This window comes from Rhodoferax sp., assembly GCF_028714215.1.
Classification (GTDB): domain Bacteria; phylum Pseudomonadota; class Gammaproteobacteria; order Burkholderiales; family Burkholderiaceae_C; genus Rhodoferax.
In genome coordinates, this window is sequence record NZ_JAQTMS010000005.1 from 1 (window position 1) to 21,207 (window position 21,207).

The 21,207-nt window shown below is 64.7% G+C and carries 14 protein-coding genes; 12 read left to right on the forward strand and 2 right to left on the reverse strand.

Annotated features, from left to right (window positions below; translation table 11 throughout):
• Positions 1-121: 121 nt before the first annotated feature.
• The 5 genes from pyrF to PHS32_RS03525 all read left to right on the forward strand — a co-directional run bounded on the left by pyrF (position 122) and on the right by PHS32_RS03525 (position 7,927).
• Entirely contained in the window at positions 122-982 is an 861-nt protein-coding gene (pyrF, locus tag PHS32_RS03505; protein WP_301077430.1) for an orotidine-5'-phosphate decarboxylase, read from the forward strand.
• 114 nt (positions 983-1,096) lie between these two features.
• Positions 1,097-2,776 (forward strand): AMP-binding protein, encoded by a 1,680-nt coding sequence (locus PHS32_RS03510; RefSeq protein ID WP_301077431.1) that lies wholly within the window; start codon positions 1,097-1,099, stop codon positions 2,774-2,776.
• Between the two features lie 15 nt (positions 2,777-2,791).
• A complete protein-coding gene (locus PHS32_RS03515; protein ID WP_301077432.1) occupies positions 2,792-4,552 on the forward strand; it encodes a thiamine pyrophosphate-binding protein in 1,761 nt (586 codons plus the stop codon).
• 115 nt (positions 4,553-4,667) lie between these two features.
• Positions 4,668-6,470, forward strand: coding sequence for a DUF1800 domain-containing protein (locus PHS32_RS03520; protein ID WP_301077433.1), 1,803 nt, complete (start codon positions 4,668-4,670; stop codon positions 6,468-6,470).
• Positions 6,470-7,927 (forward strand): DUF1501 domain-containing protein, encoded by a 1,458-nt coding sequence (locus tag PHS32_RS03525; protein ID WP_301077434.1) that lies wholly within the window; start codon positions 6,470-6,472, stop codon positions 7,925-7,927. Before PHS32_RS03520 ends, PHS32_RS03525 begins: the two co-directional genes overlap by 1 nt.
• Here PHS32_RS03525 and PHS32_RS03530 read toward each other — a convergent pair.
• Entirely contained in the window at positions 7,917-8,942 is a 1,026-nt protein-coding gene (locus tag PHS32_RS03530) for an EamA family transporter (protein WP_301077435.1), read from the reverse strand. The genes PHS32_RS03525 and PHS32_RS03530 overlap by 11 nt on opposite strands.
• The gene (gene uvrA / locus PHS32_RS03535) at positions 8,935-11,946 is read right to left on the reverse strand and encodes an excinuclease ABC subunit UvrA (RefSeq protein ID WP_301077562.1); all 3,012 of its coding nucleotides are present in this window, start codon (positions 11,944-11,946) and stop codon (positions 8,935-8,937) included. The genes PHS32_RS03530 and uvrA overlap by 8 nt, the downstream gene beginning before the upstream one ends.
• Before the next feature lie 248 nt (positions 11,947-12,194).
• Here uvrA and PHS32_RS03540 point away from each other — a divergent pair, with 248 nt between their 5' ends.
• The 7 genes from PHS32_RS03540 to PHS32_RS03570 all read left to right on the forward strand — a co-directional run bounded on the left by PHS32_RS03540 (position 12,195) and on the right by PHS32_RS03570 (position 21,200).
• Positions 12,195-13,361 (forward strand): MFS transporter, encoded by a 1,167-nt coding sequence (locus PHS32_RS03540; protein WP_301077563.1) that lies wholly within the window; start codon positions 12,195-12,197, stop codon positions 13,359-13,361.
• Between the two features lie 79 nt (positions 13,362-13,440).
• Positions 13,441-13,938 (forward strand): single-stranded DNA-binding protein, encoded by a 498-nt coding sequence (gene ssb, locus PHS32_RS03545; RefSeq protein ID WP_301077436.1) that lies wholly within the window; start codon positions 13,441-13,443, stop codon positions 13,936-13,938.
• A 361-nt stretch (positions 13,939-14,299) separates the two neighbouring features.
• Entirely contained in the window at positions 14,300-15,502 is a 1,203-nt protein-coding gene (locus tag PHS32_RS03550) for an MFS transporter (protein WP_301077437.1), read from the forward strand.
• A 151-nt stretch (positions 15,503-15,653) separates the two neighbouring features.
• Positions 15,654-16,109: a cytochrome c gene (locus tag PHS32_RS03555; RefSeq protein ID WP_301077438.1), complete on the forward strand. Its 456-nt coding sequence runs from the start codon at positions 15,654-15,656 to the stop codon at positions 16,107-16,109.
• Positions 16,110-16,307: 198 nt separating this feature from the next.
• Complete coding sequence (locus tag PHS32_RS03560) at positions 16,308-16,640, forward strand: DHCW motif cupin fold protein (protein WP_301077439.1); 333 nt, start codon at positions 16,308-16,310, stop codon at positions 16,638-16,640.
• A 200-nt stretch (positions 16,641-16,840) separates the two neighbouring features.
• The gene (locus PHS32_RS03565; RefSeq protein WP_301077440.1) at positions 16,841-17,932 is read left to right on the forward strand and encodes an efflux RND transporter periplasmic adaptor subunit; all 1,092 of its coding nucleotides are present in this window, start codon (positions 16,841-16,843) and stop codon (positions 17,930-17,932) included.
• A gap of 7 nt (positions 17,933-17,939) precedes the next feature.
• Complete coding sequence (locus tag PHS32_RS03570; RefSeq protein WP_301077442.1) at positions 17,940-21,200, forward strand: efflux RND transporter permease subunit; 3,261 nt, start codon at positions 17,940-17,942, stop codon at positions 21,198-21,200.
• Positions 21,201-21,207 lie beyond the last annotated feature (7 nt).

The following is a 21,207-nucleotide window of genomic DNA, read 5'->3' on the forward strand; positions in this document are numbered from 1 at the left end:
TAATGCTGCGAGCCGACAGACCACTGGTAAGCCGTGTGCGGGAAATCCGCATGCACGGTTTGAAAGGGGGCGTTGGCTCTCTAACCGGCCTTCGGGCCTTTTTGCGAGCCAACGTCTACCAATGACATTCCTTGATATGCTGCGCGCCGCCGAGCGCCACAACGGCTCCCTGCTGTGCGTCGGGCTGGACCCCGATCCGGCCAAATTTCCGGCCCGGCTGCGGGGCGACAGCAGCCGGATTTACGATTTTTGCGCCGCCGTGGTGGACGCCACTGCGGACCTGGTCATCGCCTTCAAGCCGCAAATCGCCTACTTTGCCGCGCACCGCGCCGAAGACCAGCTGGAGCGTTTGATGGCCCACATGCGCCGCGTCGCGCCCCAGGTGCCTATCATCCTGGACGCCAAGCGCGGCGACATCGGCAGCACCGCCGAGCAATACGCCATGGAGGCTTTCGAGCGCTACGGCGCGGACGCCGTGACGCTGTCGCCGTTCATGGGTTTTGATTCGCTGCAGCCTTACCTCAAGTACCACGGCAAGGGCGCCTTCCTGTTGTGCCGCACCTCCAATCCCGGCGGTGACGACTTGCAGTCGCAGCGGCTCGCCAGCGTGGCCGGCGCACCCCTGTTGTACGAGCACGTGGCACGGCTGGCGCAAGGCCCCTGGAATCTGAATGGCCAGTTGGGACTGGTGGTGGGCGCCACCTACCCGGCCGAGATTGAACGGGTGAGGGTTGTCGCCCCGACCCTGCCCTTGCTGATCCCGGGCGTCGGCGCCCAAGGCGGCGACGCCCAGGCCACCGTCAAGGCCGGCTGGCGCGCACTCAAGGGCGAAACCCTGGCGCCCATCGTCGTCAACTCGTCGCGCGCCATTCTGTACGCCTCATCGGGCGACGATTTTGCACCGGCGGCACGCCTGGAGGCCGTCAAGACTCGCGATCTGCTGCGGGCGGCCCAGCAGGCGGCGCTGGGCCAGCTGGACTAGGTCGCGGCGGTGACTCCCTGAGTCCCGTGGCCGGGTAAATCCGTATGACAAGAAGGTGATTTGAGCCGACAGTCAAGAGCCGCGCCATTTGCAGGCTCAAGAGAAGGACTCACCATGCCAGAACCCAAGCTGATCCTCGACTATGTCTACGAGCACGAGGCCGACCACCCGGACAAGATCTTCCTGACGCAGCCGGTCGGCCACGGCCAGGTGCTGGATTACAGCTGGGCCCAGACGCTGGACCAGGCGCGGCGCATGGCGGCGCATCTGCGCAGCCGCGGCTTTGAGCCGGGCGCGCGCATTGCCATCCTGTCGAAGAACTGCGCGCACTTTTTCATGGCCGAGCTGGCGATCTGGATGGCCGGCGGCACCACGGTGGCGATCTTTCCGACCGAAAATGCCGAAACGGTGCGCTTCGTGCTGGAACACAGCGAGGCCAGCCTGCTGTTTGTCGGCAAGCTCGACGTCTGGCCGCAGCAGGTCAGCGGCGTGCCCGCCGGCTTGCCTTGCATCGCCTTGCCGCTGGCGCCGGCCACCGACTTCGAAACCTGGGATGCCATTGTGGCCCGCACCGAGCCGCTCACGGGCCGTCCGCAACGCAAGGCGGACGAACTGGCGATGCTGATCTACACCTCGGGTTCGACCGGGCGGCCCAAGGGCGCCATGATCAGTTTCGGCGCCATCAGCCGCGCCGCCGAAGGCATGGCGCAACATATCCGCAACAGCGTCGGCGGCGTCATCGAGGGCCGCACCCTGTCCTACCTGCCGCTGGCGCACAGCTACGAGCGCTCCTGGGTCGAGGCGTCGTCGCTGGTGGACGGCAGCAACCACGTGTTCTTTGCCGAGTCGCTGGACACCTTCCTGGCCGACCTGAACCGGGCCCGCCCGACCACCTTCGCCTCGGTGCCCCGACTCTGGCTCAAGTTCCAGCAAGGCGTCTTCGCCAAGATGCCACCGAAAAAGCTCGATCGCTTGCTGGCCATCCCGATCCTCGGCCGCATCGTTGCGCGCAAGGTGCTCAAGGGCCTGGGGCTCGATCAGGTGCTGCTGGCCGGCAGCGGCTCGGCACCGATCCCGGCCGACCTGATCGCCTGGTACCAGCGGCTCGGGTTGAACCTGCTGGAGGGCTACGGCATGACCGAGGACAACTCCTACTCCTGCGTATCCAGCAAGCAGTTCAACGCGCCGGGTTATGTCGGCGTGCCCTTGCCGGGCGTGCAATTGCGCATCAGCCCGGAAGGCGAGATCCTGATCAAGTCGCCGGGACAGTTCAGCGGCTACTACAAGCAGCCGGAACTGACGGCGGCCTCCTTCACCGAGGACGGTTTTTTCCGCACCGGCGACCTGGGCGAGCAGAGGGCCGACGGCTTGCTCAAGATCACCGGCCGCGCCAAGGAGTTGTTCAAGACCGCCAAGGGCAAGTATGTGGCACCGGCGCCGATCGAGAACCTGCTCAACGCGCACCCGCTGATCGAACTGTCCCTGGTCTCCGGCGTCGGCCAGGTGTCGGCCTATGGCATGGTGGTGCTGGCGGAACAGATCCGGCCGAAACTGGTGAACCCGCAGCTCCGCTCCGACGTGGAGCGGCAACTGGGCCAACTGCTGAAGGACGTCAACCAGCAATTGGCCGAGTACGAACACTTGCGCATGCTGGTGGTGGTGTCCGACCCCTGGTCGATCGAAAACGGCAGTCTGACGCCCACCATGAAGATCCGGCGCAGTCGCATCGAAGCCGCCGTCGCGCCGCAGATCGAAGCCTGGTACGCCAGCAGCGGCGTGGTTCACTGGGCCTGACGGAAACATCACCTCATGCCAACTGAAAAAACCTCACGCCACGGTGGCGACCGCGTCGCCGAGGCGCTGCAAGCGCACGGTGTGCGCGCCATCTTCACCCTCTGCGGCGGCCACATTTCACCGATCCTGAGTGCCTCCAAGGCGCGCGGTATCCGCATCGTCGACGTGCGCGACGAAGCCACTGCCGTCTTTGCCGCCGATGCCAGTGCGCGGCTGCTGGGTCTGCCGGGTGTGGCGGCGGTCACCGCCGGTCCCGGCATCAGCAACACCATCACCGCGCTGAAAAATGCGCAGCTGGCGCAGTCGCCGGTGATCCTGATCGGCGGCGCGGCCCCCACCGCGCTGCAGGGGCGTGGCGCGCTGCAAGACATAGACCAGCGCCCGCTGGTGGCGCCGCACGTCAAGTTGTTCAAGAAAATCACCCGCGTCTGCGATCTCGGTCCGGCTGTCGATGAAGCCTTCGCGGTGGCGCAGGCGGGCGTGCCGGGGCCGGTGTTCATCGAATGCCCGGTCGATCTGCTGTACGACGAAGTGTCAATCCGCCAGTGGTACGCCGACGCCGCCGGCAAGGGCAGGTCGCTGCCGGACCGGCTGCTGCGCTTCTACTTGAACCGCCACGTCAAAAAGATGTTTCACGGTAGTCACGAACATGCCGCGCCCCAGGTGCGGGCGGTGGCGGCGCCGCGCGCCAGCGACGCCAGCCTGCAGGCGGCATTGGCGGCCCTGGCCAAGGCCCAGCGGCCGCTGCTGGTGATCGGCAGCCAGGCACTGGTACTCTCCGCCGAGGCGCAGCACCTGGCACAGGCGGTCGCCAAACTGGGTGTGCCGGTTTACTTGTCGGGCATGGCGCGCGGCCTGCTGGGGCGCCAGCACCCGCTGCAAATGCGTCATCAGCGTCGCCAGGCGCTGCGCGAGGCCGATTGCGTGCTGCTGGCCGGCGTGCCCTGCGATTTCCGGCTCGACTACGGCAAGCATGTGCGGCGCAATGCGACGCTGATTGCCGCCAACCGCAGCGTCAAGGACGCGCGCCTGAACCGCAAACCCGACATCGCGGCGATTGGCGACGCCGGTCTGTTCCTGCAGGCCTTGGCGCAAGCCCAACCGGCCGGCGGCAGCGCGAATTCGCGCCTGGCCCCCTGGGTCGCGCAACTGCGTGGGCGCGACGCGCAGCGCGAGCTGGAGATCGACCAGCAGGCCCGGGCCACCGGCGAATTCGTCAACCCGATTGCCCTCTTTCGTGCGCTGGAGCAGGAAGCCGGCGAGAACGCCGTGCTGGTGGCCGACGGTGGCGATTTTGTCGCCACGGCCTCGTATGTGCTGCACCCGCGCGCGCCGCTCAGCTGGCTGGACCCGGGTGCTTTTGGCACCCTGGGCGTCGGTGCCGGTTTTGCCCTGGGCGCCGCGCTGGCCTGCCCCGCCAGCGAAGTCTGGATCATCTTCGGCGACGGCGCTTGCGGCTACGGTCTGGTCGAGTTCGACACCTTTGTTCGCCACGGCATCCCGGTGATCGCGCTGGTCGGCAATGACGCCGGCTGGACCCAGATCGCGCGCGAGCAGGTCAAGATGCTGCACGACGACGTCGCCACCGTGCTGGCCCGCACCAACTACCATGAGGTGGCTGCCGGCTTCGGCGCCGAAGGCATCCTGGTGCGGCACATGGACCAAGTTCCGGCCGCCCTGGCGCGTGCCCGGGCGCTGGCCCACAGCGGCAAGCCGGTGCTGGTCAACGTCTGGCTCGACAAGACCGAGTTTCGCGAGGGTTCGTTGTCGATGTAGGGCGGTTGCACGCCGGCCGGTAACAGATTGCAAGAGCGCAGGTCGGGAGCGACGGGCTCGCTTAGACTCGGGCGGCGCGTCTCTTTGTTTTCCCCCTTGCTACCGAGCGATTGCCATGGCCCAAGACCAGATGACAGGGGTGTCCGCACCCGACACCTTTGAGCAGACCTTGCCGGGTCTGGCGACCACTTCACCGGCACCCGTGCTGGCCGCCGCTCTCGCCAGCGCGGCACTGGCGGCCTGCGGCGGCGGTTCGGGGGCTGGCGGCGCGGCGCCGGCGATTCCTCCGGCTGCCGATCCCGGCACCCCGGCCTATAACCCCGCCATGCCCGCCAGCGATGAGGAAGCGGCGCGTTTTCTGCTGCAGGCGCAGTTTTCCGCCAGCGATGCCGACATCGCTTCGGTGCGGGCGCTGGGCTACGCCGCCTGGTTGGATCGTCAGGCGGCACTGCCGCTAGGCCCCAGCGGCTGGGACTGGCTCAATAGCAAGGGCTACGGCGATGTTTTGAACAGCGCCAAGTATTACGACAGCAGCTACCAGGCCGACTACATGATCTGGAACCAGCTCATGACGGCACCCGACACCTTGCGCAAACGCCTGGCGCTGGCTTTGTCGGAGTATTTTGTGGTGTCGCTCACGGGGCTCAATTTCAACTGGCGCAGTCACGCCATGGCGCACTACTGGGACACCTTGGCGACCCATGCCCTGGGCAACTTCCGCGACCTGCTGGAGGCGGTGACGCTGCATCCCGCCATGGGCGTTTATCTCAGCACCAGAGGTAACAAAAAAGAAGACGCCAGCGGGCGCCAGCCGGATGAAAACTATGCGCGCGAGGTGATGCAGCTTTTCACCATCGGGCTGGTGCAACTCAACATCGACGGCACGCCCAAGCTCGACGCCGACGGCAACAAGCAAGCCACTTATGGCGCCAGCGATGTCAGCAATCTGGCGCGCGTTTTTACCGGCTATGACTTCGACCAGAGCCAGAACGTCAACACCCAGATTGCGCAGACCGGCGGCGGCAGCCGCACGGTTGGCAACACCGCTTTTGCCCGTCTGCTCATGCTGCTGACGGCCAGCAACCACTCGACCCTGGCCGCCACTTTTTTGGGCACCACCATTGCCGCCAATACAGCCGGCGCGCCGGCGCTCAAGACGGCGCTCGATACCTTGTTCAACCACCCCAATGTGGCACCTTTCTTTTCCCGCCAGATGATCCAGCGTCTGGTCACCAGCAACCCGAGCCCGGCCTACGTGGCGCGGGTGGCGGCGGTCTTCAACAACAACGGCAGCGGTGTGCGGGGCGACCTGGCGCGCGTTGTTACGGCGATTTTGCTGGACGAGGAAGCGCGTGCGACTGCCGGTTTGAGGCAGTCCGAATACGGCAAGCTGCGCGAGCCGATGTTGCGCCTGGTGCAATGGGCGCGCACTTTTGGCGCCAGCTCCAGCAGCGGCGACTGGAAAATTGGCGACCTGAGCAACCCGGCCACCCAGCTCGGTCAAAGCCCTTTGCGCTCGCCCTCAGTTTTCAATTTTTTCCGACCCGGTTATGTGCCGCCCTCGACCGCCTTGAGCGCCGGCGCGGTGGCGCCTGAATTTCAACTGGTCAGCGAAAGCACGGTGGGCGCTTATCTGAACTTCATGATGGGGGTGATTCTGAATGGCCTCAATGCCGGCGACATCAATGCACCCTACAGCGCGGAGTTGGCGCTGGTCAGTGACGCGCTGGCGCTGGTGCGGCGCCTCAACCTGCTGCTGTGCGCCGGCCAGTTGTCTGCCGCCAACCAGACCTTGATCGCCAGTACGCTGATTGCCACCACCGTGACACCCACCAGTTCCGCCGCCACCCTGCGCAACCGCATCTGCGCAGCGGTCCTGCTGGTGATGGCCTCGGCTGAATACCTAGTTCAAAAATAATGTATCTACTTCAACCCCAACTCCATACCCGCCGCGCTTTCCTGAAGCGTTCCGGCCAGCTGGCGCTGACCGGCACTGCCTTGCCACTGGCCTTGAACCTGGCCGCCATGGGGGAAGCGGCGGCCTTCGATGCCACCGATTACAAGGCACTGGTCTGCGTCTTTCTGTACGGCGGCAATGATTACGCCAACACCGTCGTGACCTACGACGACCCCAGTTACAACCTGTACAACAGCATCCGTGGCGGTGGAGTTGGGCAGACGGCCGGCGGCATCGCCCTGGCCAAGGCCGACCTGACAGCGACGCTGCTGGCGCCGACCACGGCACCGGTCGATGTGCTGGGCCAGGCGCGCCAGTACGCACTGCATCCTTCCATGAGTGGCCTGGCCGGTCTGTTCAACGCCGGCCATGCCGCCGTGCAGCTGAACGTCGGGCCACTGGTGCTGCCACTGACGCGCGCCCAGTACAGCAGCACCAACCGGCTGCTGTACCCGCTGCCGCTGCAGTTGTTCTCGCACAACGATCAGCAATCAATCTGGCAGTCGTCCTCGCCCGAGGGCTCTACCGTCGGCTGGGGCGGCAATATCGGCGACCTGGCGCTCTCGGGCAACGGCAACGCGACCTTCACCTGCATGTCGGTGACCGGCAATGCGGTTTTTCTCTCCGGCGACACGGCCCTGCAATACCAGGTCAGCACCAGCGGTGCCATCAAGATCACGCCCGCCACCGCCGCCACGGTGTATGGCTCCAGCGCTGTCAGCGGTGCTCTGAGCAGCCTGATCCGCCAGCCTCGCATGCACAAGCTGGAGAACGAATACAACCGCGTCACGCAGCGCGCCATGGACGCCGAAACCGCCGTCACAGCCGCGCTGGCACTGACGCCGCCCAGCACCCAGTTTGCGGCCGACGGCCTGGCGCAGCAGCTCAAGATGGTGGCGCGCCTGATCAAGGGCCAGGCCGCGCTGGGCGTCAAGCGCCAGGTGTTCTTTGTGTCTATGGGCGGCTTCGATCTGCACGACAACCTGATCGCCCAGCAGCCGGTGCTGCTGGATCACGTCAGCGCCGCCATGACGGCGTTCTACAACGCCACGGTGGAACTGGGCGTCGCCAATAAAGTGACGGCTTTTACCGCCTCCGACTTTGGCCGCACGCTGACCTCCAATGGCGACGGCTCCGACCACGGCTGGGGCAGCCATCATCTGCTGGTCGGCGGCGCTGTCAAGGGCAAGGCCTTCTACGGTGCGCCACCACCGGTGAGCGTGGGCAACACCGCAGCGCCGCAAGACCAGTGGCACGTCGGGCAAGGCCGCTTGCTGCCCAGCACCGCGGTCGATCAGTACGCGGCAACGCTGGCCAAATGGTTCGGCGTGGCCGACAGCGAGCTGACCGGCATCCTGCCCAACATCGGCCACTTTGGTGGCGCCGGCTACCCGCTGAATCTGGGCTTCATGGCTTGATGCGCTTGAGCTTGACCAGCCCGCCCAGCATGACGCAGCCCAGCGCGGCGACCACCAGCGCAATGCCGGCCCACTGCCAGGGCGTGACGGCTTCGCCCAGCACCAGCACGCCGGCCGCCAGCCCCACCACCGGCACGCCCAGGCTGAACGGGGCCACGCGGTTGGTGGCGTGGCGCTTGAGCAGGCCGGTCCACATGGCATAGGCCCAGATGGTGGCGACCCAGCCCAGGTAGGCCACCGATAGCCAGGAGGTCCAGGGCACGCTGAGCCATTTGGCGCTGCTGCTCCAGGACATCTGGGGCGTCGCCACCACCGGGTCGAACCACAGGCTCAGCAGCATGAACGGGATGACCGGCACCAGGGAACTCCAGACCAGAAACTGCAGTGGTTCAAAGTGCGGACTGGCTTGCTGGGCCTTGCGCGCCACGATGTTGGAGACTGCCCACATGGCGGCCGCGCACAGGTTGAGCACAAAGCCCAGCAGCGTGGTGGCGGCGCTGCCGCCGCCGACGAAGTTCATGCCGAAGCAGGCCAGCCCGGCCGCCGCCAGCAGCAGGCCGCCGACCAGCGGACGGCTCATTCGCTCGTGCAGCCAGACAAAACCAAACAGGGCGCTGAAGAAGACCTGGGTCTGCATCAACACCGAGGCCAGTGCCGCCGTCATGCCGACCTTGAGCGCCGTGAACAGCAGACCGAATTGGCCGACGCCCTGGAACAGACCGTACAGCACCACCCACTTCCAGTGCAATTGCGGGGCGCGGATGAAAAACACCAGCGGCAGCACCGCCAGCACATAGCGCGCCGCGCCCAGCTGGAACGGCGTGAAATCGTGCAGCGCGTACTTCATCGCCACAAAGTTGGAACCCCAGATCACAATCACGCCCAGCGCCGCCGCTAGGTCGCGCCCGCTCAGCGTTGCCCCCACGCTTGTCGCTGCGCGTACTTCGCTGCCCCCCGAGGGGGTGCGAGCTTGCTTGGGGCGGCCCGGCGCGGCGCTCAGGCGGGATTCACTCATACTGGTCTTGCAACAGCCGCTTCAGATAGCGCCCGGTATGGCTGGCCGGATTGGCGGCAAGGTCTTCGGGCGTGCCGACGCCCACCACCTGGCCGCCGCCGGCACCGCCTTCGGGCCCCATGTCGATCAGCCAGTCGGCGGTCTTGATGACGTCCAGGTTGTGTTCGATGACAACGATGGTGTTGCCGGCATCACGCAACTGGTGCAAGACCTTCAGCAGCAGATCGATATCGGAAAAGTGCAGTCCGGTGGTCGGTTCGTCCAGGATGTAGAGCGTGCGCCCGGTGTCGCGTTTGCTGAGTTCCAGCGCCAGCTTGACGCGTTGCGCTTCGCCGCCCGACAGCGTGGTGGCGGCCTGGCCCAGGGTGATGTAGGACAGGCCCACGTCCAGCAGGGTGTGCAGCTTGCGCGCAATGGTCGGCAGCGCTTTGAAGAACTCGTGGGCGGCTTCCACCGTCAGGTCCAGGATCTGCGCGATGTTCTTGCCCTTGTACAGCACCTCCAGCGTTTCGCGGTTGTAGCGCTTGCCGGCGCAGACGTCGCAGGGCACGTAGACGTCGGGCAAAAAGTGCATCTCCACTTTCACCATGCCGTCGCCCTGGCAGGCCTCGCAGCGGCCCCCCGGCACGTTGAAGGAAAAGCGCCCCGGGCCATAGCCGCGTTCGCGCGCCATCGGTACCTCGGCCATCAGCTCGCGGATCGGCGTGAACAAGCCGGTGTAGGTGGCTGGATTGGAGCGCGGCGTGCGGCCTATGGGCGACTGGTCGACGTTGATCACCTTGTCGAAGTACTCGATACCCTCGATCGCTTCATGCGCCGCCGGCTCGTCGTGGGCGCGGTAGAGGGTGCGCGCCACCGCCTTGTACAAGGTGTCGTTGACCAGGGTCGATTTACCGGAACCGGATACCCCGGTGACGCAGCTGAACAAGCCGACCGGGAACTCGACGTCGACACCGCGCAGGTTGTTGCCGCTGGCGTTGACAACGCGCAGGGCTTGCAGTTCGCCCTGCGTCGCCAGATGCGCGGCATGGCGATCGGCCCAGGCCAGTGCCGCCTTGCTGGGGGCTGCTTTGACGGTCGTCTTTTTTTCCGGCGTGGCTTCAGCGGTGACCGGCAGCCAAGCGGTGCGGTGTTGCGGCACGGCGATTTGCAGGGTCTGCGCCAGGTACTGGCCGGTTACCGACGCGGGGTTGGCCTTGACATCTTCAAAAGTGCCTTGCGCAATCACGCGGCCGCCGTGCACGCCGGCACCCAGCCCCATGTCGATCACATGGTCGGCAGCGCGCATCATGTCTTCATCGTGCTCCACCACCAGCACACTGTTGCCGATGTCGCGCAGGTGTTTCAGGGTGTTGATCAGGCGCTCGTTGTCGCGCTGGTGCAGGCCGATGCTGGGCTCGTCCAGCACGTACATGACGCCGGTCAGGCCGGAGCCGATTTGCGAGGCCAGACGGATGCGTTGCGACTCGCCGCCGCTGAGTGTCTCGGCGCTGCGGTCCAGGCTCAGGTAGTTCAGGCCGACGTCGTTCAGGAACTTCAGCCGCAGCCCGATCTCGCGCACCACCTTGCCGGCGATCTCGCCCTTGGCGCCCGACATCTGCAAGCCCTTGAAATAGTCCAGGCTCTCGCGCAAGGTCAGGTGGCTGACCTCGAAGATGGCGCGCGCCTGCTGGCCTTCGCCGATCTTGACGTGGCGCGCTTCGCGCCGGAGCCGGGAGCCGGCACACTCCAGGCAGGGCTGGGTGCTGCGGTAGCGGGCCAGATCCTCGCGCACCATGACCGAGTCGGTTTCGCGGTAACGTCGCTCCATGTTGGGGATGACGCCTTCGAACGGGTGTTTCTTGTTGATCTTCTTGCCGGCGAAGTTGCCCGAGTCCATCACGTAGCTGAACTTGATTTCTTCCTCGCCCGAGCCGTGCAACACGGCCTGTTGCGCCGCGGCGCTGAGCGACTCGAACGGCTGTTCCAGGTCGAACTTGTAATGCTTGGCCAGGCTCTCCAGCAGCGCAAAGTAGTAGCCGTTGCGCCGGTCCCAGGCCTTGATCGCGCCGCTGGCCAGACTCAGCGACGGGAAGGCGACGACCCGGGCCGGGTCGAAGAATTCCTGTGCCCCCAGGCCGTCGCAACTGGGGCAGGCGCCCATCGGCGAGTTGAAGGAAAACAGGCGTGGCTCCAGCTCGGCGATCGAGTAGCTGCACAGCGGGCAGGCGAACTTGGCGTTGAACAAATGCTCTTGCCCGCCGTCGATCTCCAGCGCAATGGCGCGCCCACCGGCCAGCCGCAGCGCCGCCTCGAAACTCTCGGCCAGACGCTGGCGCAGCTGGTCTTTGGCTTTCGGCTCGGCGTCGGCTCGGACCTTGATGCGGTCGATCACGACGTCGATGTCGTGTTTTTCCGTCTTCTTGAGTTGCGGCAGATGGTCGAACTCGAACGACTGTCCGTCGACCCGAAAGCGCACATAGCCCTGCGCCTGCATGTCGGCAAAGACCTCCAGGAATTCCCCTTTCTTCTCGCGCGCCAGCGGCGCCAGAATCATCAACCGGGTGTCCGCCGGCAGGGCCAGCACGGCGTCCACCATCTGGCTCACGGTCTGCGCCTGCAAGGGCAGGTCGTGCTCGGGGCAGAACGGCGTGCCGGCGCGGGCAAACAGCAGCCGCAGGTAGTCGTGGATCTCGGTCACTGTGCCGACGGTGGAGCGTGGGTTGTGCGAGGTCGCTTTTTGCTCGATCGAGATGGCCGGCGAGAGGCCCTCGATCACGTCCACGTCGGGCTTGTCCATCAGTTGCAGGAACTGGCGCGCGTAGGTCGAGAGGCTTTCGACGTAGCGGCGCTGGCCTTCGGCGTACAAGGTGTCGAACGCCAGGCTGGACTTGCCGGACCCGCTGAGGCCGGTGATGACCACCAGCCGGTTGCGCGGGATGTCCAGGTCGATGTTCTTCAGGTTGTGCGTGCGGGCACCGCGAATGCTGATGGTTTGCTGTTGCAAGGCGCTGGCCAGGTAGATGCCATCGGCCTGGGGGTCGAGGGGGGTGCCGTCGGTGGGGGAGTTCAAGGTGGAAGCTGCTCGGGGAAACCTGCCATGATAGTCAAAGAAAGGCCAATTTGCTCGGCTGGATGCAGGGCGCGGGTCGGATAGTAGACAATCGGGCCATTTGTCGCCGTGGTCGTTCCCGGTTTTGTCTCTTGGAGAGCCTTGTTTTGTCTAAAGTTGATGCCTCGCTGGAGGGGGGAAGCGCCCTGGTCGACAGCAAGATGACGCCGCTGGAGCGGCGCGCCAGCTTTTCACTGGCTTCCATTTTTGCCTTGCGCATGCTGGGCCTGTTCCTGATCCTGCCGGTGTTCGCGATCGAGGCCGGCAAATACCCGGGCGGCGACGATCCGGCCCTGATTGGCTTGACCATGGGTATTTATGGCCTGACGCAAGCCCTGCTGCAATTTCTCTACGGCATCGCCTCCGACCGCTTGGGGCGCAAGCCTGTCATTGTGTTTGGCTTGCTGCTGTTTGCGCTGGGCAGTTTTGTCGCGGCCCTGGCGCCCAGCCTGAACTGGCTGGCGATAGGGCGGGCGGTGCAGGGCGCCGGGGCCGTCTCGGCGGCGGTGACGGCCTTGCTGGCGGACCAGACGCGCGACCTGGTGCGCACCAAATCGATGGCGCTGGTGGGTGCCAGCATCGGCCTGATGTTTGCCCTGTCCCTGGTCATGGCGCCCTTGCTGGTGGCCTATATCGGGCTGGCCGGCCTGTTTGCCATGACCGGCACCTTGGCCTTGCTGGGCGTGGCGGTGGTGATCTGGTGGGTGCCGGCCGAGCCGCTGGAGCACAAGAACCTGCCGCGCGGGCGGCTGCCGGAAGTGCTGCGGCTGGCCGCCCTGCTGCGTCTGAATTTTGGCGTGTTTGTGCTGCACGCGGTGCAACTGGCCATGTGGATGGCGGTGCCGGCCATGCTGGTGCAGGCCGGTTTGGCGCGCGATCATCACTGGTGGGTTTACCTGCCGGCCGTGCTGGGCTCGTTCGTGGTCATGGGCGGAACCCTGTTTCAACTGGAAAAGCGCGGTTATCTGCGCGCTGTGTTTCTGACTTCCATTGGTTTGATGGCCGCCGTGCAAGTGGGCTTGCTGCTGACCCTGGGCAGCGCCAGCGTTGCCAGCATGGGGGTCCTGCTGTTTGTGTTTTTTTACGGCTTCAATGTGCTGGAGGCGAGCCAGCCCAGCATGGTCTCGCGCATGGCACCGGTCCATGTCCGCGGTGCCGCCATGGGGGTCTACAACACGCTGCAATCGCTGGGTTTTTTTGCCGGTGGCGTGATGGGCGGCTGGCTGGTCAAGCACGTCGGCGCCTCAGGCCTGTTTGCCGTTTGCGCCGGGCTGATGCTGCTGTGGCTGCTGGTGGCCTGGCCGATGCGCGCGCCAAAGGCAGGATAATAAAGACCAAAACTTTGCGGGACAGACCGCAGCTACGCGAAGCGAGCCAGCTCTGTCCTCAACACTTTAAGGAGATACCATGGCATCCGTCAACAAAGTCATTCTCGTCGGCAACCTGGGGCGCGACCCCGAAATCCGGTATTTGCCCAGTGGTGACCCGGTCGCCAACGTCACGATTGCCACCAGCAGCAAGTACAAGAGCAAGACCGGCGAAATGGTCGAAGAGACCGAGTGGCACCGCGTCACCTTCTTTGGCAAGTTGGCCGAGATCGTCGGTCAGTATCTGAAAAAAGGCCGCCCGGTCTATGTCGAAGGCCGCATCAAGACGCGCAAGTACACCGACAAGGACGGCGTCGAGAAATATGCCACCGACATCATCGCCAACGAGATGCAGATGCTGGGCGGCCGCGAGGGCATGGGTGGCCCGTCCGGCGACGATGAAGGCGCCGACGGCGGCTATTCGCGCCCGGCCCCGGCGTCCCGTCCCGCCGCCTCTGCGCCCGCCGCACGGCAAGCACCGGCAGCGTCCAAGCCGTCCAGCGGCTTTGACGACATGGACGACGATATTCCCTTCTGAGGTCTTGCGGGACAGACCGCAGCCACACGAAGTGGGCCAGCTCTGTCCTCAACATTTCTTCGGATGTTGGAGGTTTCCTTGCGGGACAGACCGCAGCCACACGAAGTGGGCCAGCTCTGTCCCCAACCAATACCGGAATGTTGAGCGCCTGTGGTGGCGCGCCAGGCGTCCGTGGCGTGACGCTTGCTCGCTCGCGGACGTGGCGTTTCCGGTTTTCTGACTGAGTGGTGTCAACGCTGCGAGTGCCTGTCCAAGGCCAACAACACCGCGAATGGGTTCCAGCGCCCCGCCACAGCCACCTGGCACGCTGGGGGAGTAGTTGGTTTGCGGTGATACCTCCGACGAACCTGAAACGACATCAATGAAAAAAAATCGCAATGAACTTCTGCTGCTGGCCGGCGATGGCTTGTCGGCCTTCGGAACCTGGATCGACTTCCTGGCGATCCTGACGCTGGCCGCCTACCAGTTTCATGTGTCGTCGTATCAGATGGCGACGGTGAGCGCCGCCGGCGTGCTGCCGGGCATGCTGCTGTCCCCATTCATAGGCCGCCTTTGTGATCGGGGAAATCCACAGAAAGTTCTGCTGGCCTCGATAGTGGCGAGGGTCCTCGCTACCGGCGCCATCCTCTTTTGCCACGACTATTTTGTGTTCCTCGCGCTGGTGGGCCTGCGCTCGGTCTTTGCCAGCGTGGCGCCGCCGGCCATCAACGTGCTGGCCGTCAGGTCGGTCGAACCGGCGCGGCGAGCGAGCTTCTACTCGCTTTTGAACGTGCTGAATAATTCCGCCAAAGTGTTGGCGCCGGCGATCGGTACGGTTTCCAGTTCGGTGGCGAGCGAGGCTTTTGCGCTGCTCATGTCGCTCACTTTCTCCGCGGCGTCGCTGATTGCGTTTGCCTTCATCCGCCTTGGATCGAAGGAAATTGCGATTGATTCGGCGGGCGGCAGCGCGGCATTTGTTGCGACAGCCAGACCCGGTCTGACGCCGCTGCTGTGGGTTGCGACCACCAGTGCGTTTTTCATTTTCATGGTGAACAACCTGGTTCCGCTGGTGCTCCAGCGCGCGGGCTTTGACAAGGCGTTGCTGGGCTTGCTGGTCAGTTGCGCGGGCGCCGGCAATATCCTTTCAGGGCTGTGGTTGGCCAGGAAGTCGGCCTCCAAGACCTTGCGCGCAGAGATCGGCGAGATGGTGTTGCCGGCGCTGTTTCAGGCACTTGGATTCGGCCTTATCGGAGTCCTTCTATGGCTCAATCCCGACCCGGTTGCCGTCATCCTGCCGCTCCTGTTCTTGCTGATTGGCACTTTCAGTGCACGTTATGCGATTGCCATGAACGTCTACGTTGCAGCACATTTTGCCGGTTCGATTGGCGCAGTGTGGGGTGTGCTGCAGGCCTGGCAGAGCGCCATGATCCTGCTCGCACCCATGCTTGGGGCGGTGGTGCTCGATGCCATGGGGGCAGCGTCCCTGTTCGCGTTTTCCACTGGCGCCGCTGTCATTTCCTTCGCGCTGTTCTACGTGCTCAGAGCCATGGGCCTGCCACGGTTGCAAGTGTCCGCGTCAAGCTGATTGACCCTGCCACTTGAGATGACCTCTGCCCAGCACGCCCAAGCGCGTGGCTCGGCAGCAAGAAATCGCATACGCCGATACACTGCGGCCGAGCTGGTTTCTTGAACGAGCTTGTCTTCACAAACCCATTCTTCAACCCGTAAGGATCTCCATGAAAACAATTGCTGCATTTGTTCTGGCCGCTTCGGCCGCTGCCCTGAGCACGCCCGCGCTGGCCCAATTTGCCAAGCCGGAAGACGCCATCAAGTACCGCCAGAGCGCGCTGACGGTGATGGCAACGCATTTTGGCCGCCTGGGCGCTATGGTCAACGGCAGGGTGGCGTTCGACGCCAAGGCGGCAGCGGAAAACGCCGCCATCGTCGAGACCCTGTCCAAGCTGCCCTGGGCGGCTTTCGGTGAAGGTACCGACAAGGGCGGCAACACCAAGGCTCTGCCCGAAGTCTGGAAGGAACAGGCCAAGTTCAAGGAAGCGTCCGAGAAACTAATGGCCGAGGTGGTCAAACTCAATGCCGCGGCCAAGGTCGGCACGCTGGACAGCCTGAAAGGCGCTTTCGGCAACGTGGGGGCCGCCTGCAAAGGGTGCCACGACAACTTCAGGGCCAAGTAATTTCGTGATTTGAGAGTTACCTGCCTGCGGGGCGGCGCTGTCGGCACGCCGCGAACCGACAGGCGTCTGGGCTCCGATGCCTCGCGCTTTTTGTTGAGCTATCGCAAGAGGCCCACACGCTGGGCCCGAATCCGGCGTGCGATGCGGTGATCAAGGCCGTACCATCGCCAATGTCAAGCGATTCACCAAGGAGCAAGCATGCAAATAGCCGATATCCCTTTCGTGACCACGGACTGGTCAAAAATTGAACCGACCGAACACAAGGGCGAGCGTGGAACCTCGCACTGGCGCACCGGTCAATTTGGCAGCATTCGAGTGCGGATCGTCGAATACTCCGCAGACTTCCTGATGGATCACTGGTGCTCCAAAGGCCATGTCTTCTATTGTCTTGATGGCGAGTTTCATGTCGAGCTGGACGATGGGCGCAAGTTCACCCTGACACCAGGCGTCAGCTACCAGGTCGCCGACAACGCGGAAGCGCACCGTCACCATACAACGACCGTCGGCGCCAAAGTGTTTGTGGTCGACTAGCCTCATCTTCTAGCGCCGTTTGCGGCGCTCCGCCGCCTCGGCCAGCGCCATCCCGAAGATAACTGGGCTGGCGGTCATGGCGGGAGTGGCTTGTTGAGGAATGTCAAGCTCCAGCAGCCCTGGCTGGGCCAAAATTCGGGGGCTCACTTGTACTGTGGGGGGTATTTATGTATACTCCTGCCAGTATATAAAGGTGTCTCATGAATTCACTTCCTTTTTTCAGTATTTCCGGGTCCGCCCGTGCGGCGCGCCACGCCGTGCTGTGCGCTGGCCTGCTGATTGGGTCCGTTGCCATGGCGCAGACCGCTCCGGCGGTGCCGGTCGTGTCGGCCCAGGTCAAGGCCGTGGGCACCGGTTTCGAACTTGACGGCGTGGTTCAGCCGGTCAAGCAGAGCACCATCTCGGCGCAGGCGGCCGGGCGCATTGTCACCTTGCTGGTCAAGGCCGGCGACAAGGTGCGTGCCGGTCAGGTGCTGGCCACCATCGACGACCGCGAAGCGCAAACGGGTGTGCAGCGCAGCCAGGCGCAGGTGGCGCAGGCGCAGGCCGAGTTGCGCAATGCACAGGCCAACTTCGACCGGACCCGCGATTTGCAGAGCAAGGGTTTTGTCAGCGCTGCGGCGCTGGACACCGCCGACTCCCAACTCAAGTCTGCGCTAGCGGGCCGCGATCAGGCCGGTGCCGGCGCCAAACAATCGGCACTGGCGCAGGGCTTTACCCGGGTGCTGGCGCCGTTCGAGGGCTGGGTGTTGCAGACGCAGGTTGAGGCCGGCGATCTGGCGGTACCCGGCAAACCGCTGCTGACGCTTTATGCCCCGCTGCCGCTGCGGGCCGTGGTGCAGGTGCCGGTGTCGCGCTCCGGCGTGGCACGCGCGGCAACTGCGGTAGAGGTCTTGGTGGCAACCGGCGCGGCGCCGGCGCAATGGGTGCGTCCGGTCTCCAGCAGCACCGTGCCGACGGCCGATCCCGTGTCGCAAACCATAGAGTGGCGTCTTGAGTTGCCGGCCGAGACGGCGAAGGTCTTGTTGCCGGGGCAGCAAGTGCGGGTGCGTTTTGTCGGCAAGCAGGCCGACCGCATGGTGGTGCCGGCGCAAGCGCTGCTGCGCCGGGGCGAATTGACGGCGGTTTACGTTGTCGCCGGCAAGGGCTTTGCGCTGAAGGCGGTTCGCCTGGGTGCGGAGCATGGTGCCGAGGGCGTTGAAGTGGTGGCCGGCCTGACAGCCGGTGACCAGGTGGCGCTGGACCCGGTGAAAGCCGGCCTGGCCGGTGCCCAGCCCGCTGCGGCCAAGTGAGAGCGGCATGAAAGACAAATCCAAGATGGGCGTCTCCGGGCGCATCGCCGCCGCCTTCCAGGACAACGCGCTGACGCCCTTGCTGGCGCTGGTGGCCTTGCTGCTGGGGCTGTTTGCGGTGCTGGTGACGCCGCGCGAGGAAGAGCCGCAGATCAATGTGACGATGGCCAACGTGCTGATCCCGTTTCCGGGGGCCAGCAGTGCCGACGTGCAAAACATGGTGGCGCGTCCGGCCGAGCAGGTGCTGAGCCAGATCGCCGGCATTGAACACACCTACTCCGTGGCACGCCCCGGACTGGCGGTGCTGACGGTGCAATTCAAGGTCGGCGTGGCGCGCACCGAGGCCCTGGTGCGACTCTATGACGTGCTCAACGCGAATCAGGACTGGCTGCCGCGCGATCTGGGCACGCTCAGCCCCATCGTCAAGCCCAAGGGCATCGACGATGTGCCGGTGGTGGGCATCACGCTGTCCAGCCGCGAAGCCCTGCCGGCCTCCGAGCTGGAACGGGTGGCGCATGCGGTGGAGGCCGAGATCAAGCGCGTGCCGGGAACGCGCGAAGTGCAGACCATTGGCGGGCCCGGCCGGGCCGTGCACGTCTGGCTGGACCCGGTGCGCCTGCGCGAGCGCGGCGTTGACCTGGCCGCGCTCAAACAGTCGCTGGCGGCCTCCAACTTCGGCATGCCGTCCGGCGCGGTGCTGGACACGGCCGGCAAGACGGCCCAGATGCTCAGTGTCGAGACCGGTGAATTTTTGCGTTCGGCGCAAGACGTGGGCGATCTGGTGGTGGGTGTGGCCAAGGGCTTGCCGGTCTATCTGCGCGAGGTGGCCCGGATTGAAGACGGTGCCCAACTGCCGCAACGCTACGTCTGGTTCACCCCCGGTGGCGCGTCGGCGCAAGCCGGTGGCGTCTACCCGGCGGTGACCATCAGCGTCACCAAGAAGCCGGGCGAAAACGCGGTCGACGTGTCGCGCGCCGTGCGTGAGCGCATCGCCAGCTTGAGCAACACGGTGATACCGTCCAATATCGAGGCCACCGTCACGCGCGACTACGGCGAAACGGCCGCCGAGAAAGCCAACAAGCTGATTCAGAAGCTGGCTTTTGCCACTGGCTCGGTCATCCTGCTGGTCGGTTTTGCCCTCGGTCGGCGCGAAGCAGTGATCGTCGGCGCGGCCGTCATCCTGACGCTCACCGCCACGCTGTTTGCGTCCTGGGCCTGGGGTTTCACGCTGAACCGCGTGTCCCTGTTCGCGCTCATCTTCTCGATCGGTATTCTGGTCGACGATGCCATCGTGGTGGTGGAGAACATCCACCGGCACCAGCAATTGAACCCCGAGGCGACGCTCAAAGAGATCATTCCGCGCGCTGTCGACGAGGTCGGCGGCCCCACCATTCTGGCCACCCTGACCGTCATCGCGGCCTTGCTGCCGATGGCTTTTGTGTCCGGTTTGATGGGCCCTTACATGAGCCCGATCCCGATCAATTCCAGTTTGGGCATGGCGATCTCGCTGGCGATTGCCTTCACCGTCACGCCCTGGTTGGCGCTCAAGGTGATGAAGCCGCATGCACATAAGGTGGCTTCCGACGCCGATCATTTGCCGACCAAGGGAATGGGTCCCAAGCTGCAAACGCTGTTCAAAAAGGTACTGACGCCGTTTCTGACCAGTGGCCGCAAACGCTGGCTGCTGCTGATGGGCATTCTGGCGGCGCTGGCCTTGTCGATCGGTCTGACGCTGGTGCAGTGGGTGGTCATGAAAATGCTGCCGTTCGACAACAAGAGCGAGTTTCAGGTGGTGGTGGAGATGCCGGCCGGCACGCCGCTGGAAAACACGGCGGCGACGCTGCATGAGCTGGGTGCCTTCCTGGCGCAACAACCCGAAGTGCTGAACCTGCAGGCCTACGCCGGCACCGCTTCGCCGATCACTTTCAACGGCCTGGTGCGCCAGTACTATTTGCGCGCCGAAGCGGAGCAGGGCGACCTCCAGGTGAACCTGGTGGACAAGCACCATCGCGCGGAAAAGAGTCACGTGATTGCCCAGCGCCTGCGCCCGGAACTGGAAAAAATCGGCCTGCGCCACAGCGCCCGCATCAAGGTGGTGGAGGTGCCGCCCGGTCCGCCGGTGATGTCGCCCCTGGTGGCGGAGGTCTACGGCCCGGACGAGGCGGGGCGGCAAAAAGTGGCGGCGCGCGTGGCCAAGGCTTTTGCCGACACGCCTGACATCGTCGGCGTCGACACCTCGCTCAAGGAAGATGCGCCGCGCGCCTACCTGAAAGTGCGGCGTCAGCGCGCCGAGTCGCTGGGTATCCCGGTGGCCGTGGTGGCGCAGAGCGCGGCGATGGCCTTGTCCGGTGTCGACGCCGCGTACCTGCACGACAGCCAAAGCAAATACCCGGTGCCGGTGCGCCTGCAACTGCCGCAAGCATCGCAGAACGGGCTGGACGCCTTGCTGGCGATTCCGCTGCGCGCCGCCAATGGCCAGATGGTGCCTTTATCGGAACTGGTCCAGGTCGAGCGCGGCGTGATCGACAAGCCCTTGTTCACCAAGGATTTGCAGGGCGTCAGCTATGTCTTTGGCGACATGGCCGGCAAGCTCGATTCGCCCCTGTACGGTCTCTTTTCGATTCGCGGCAAGCTCGGTCAGGCGGCCTTGCCGGCGGCCGGCGAGCTGGGCGAGTACTGGATTCGGCAGCCTTCCGATCCCTACCGCGAGTACGCCATCAAGTGGGATGGCGAGTGGCAGATCACCTATGAAACCTTCCGCGACATGGGCGCCGCCTACGGTGTCGGCCTGATCCTGATCTACCTGCTGGTGGTGGCGCAATTTCGCTCCTACCTGACGCCGCTGGTGATCATGGCGCCGATTCCCCTGACCATCATCGGCGTCATGCCGGGGCATGCCTTGATGGGGGCGCAGTTCACCGCCACTTCCATGATCGGCATGATCGCGCTGGCCGGCATCATCGTGCGCAATTCGATCCTGCTGGTGGACTTCATCGAGTTGCAAGTGGCCCATGGCATGCGCTTCAGGGACGCCGTGGTGCAGTCGGCCGCGGTGCGGGCGCAACCGATTGTCCTGACCGGACTGGCGGCCATGATAGGCGCCTTCTTCATCCTGGACGACCCGATCTTCAACGGTCTTGCCGTGTCGCTCATTTTCGGCATCCTGGTGTCCACCCTGCTGACGCTGGTGGTCATTCCGGTGCTCTATTTCGCCCTCTACCGCGGGCATATGGGATTCGCGCGCAGACGCGAACGTTTTCATCGCTGACCTTATC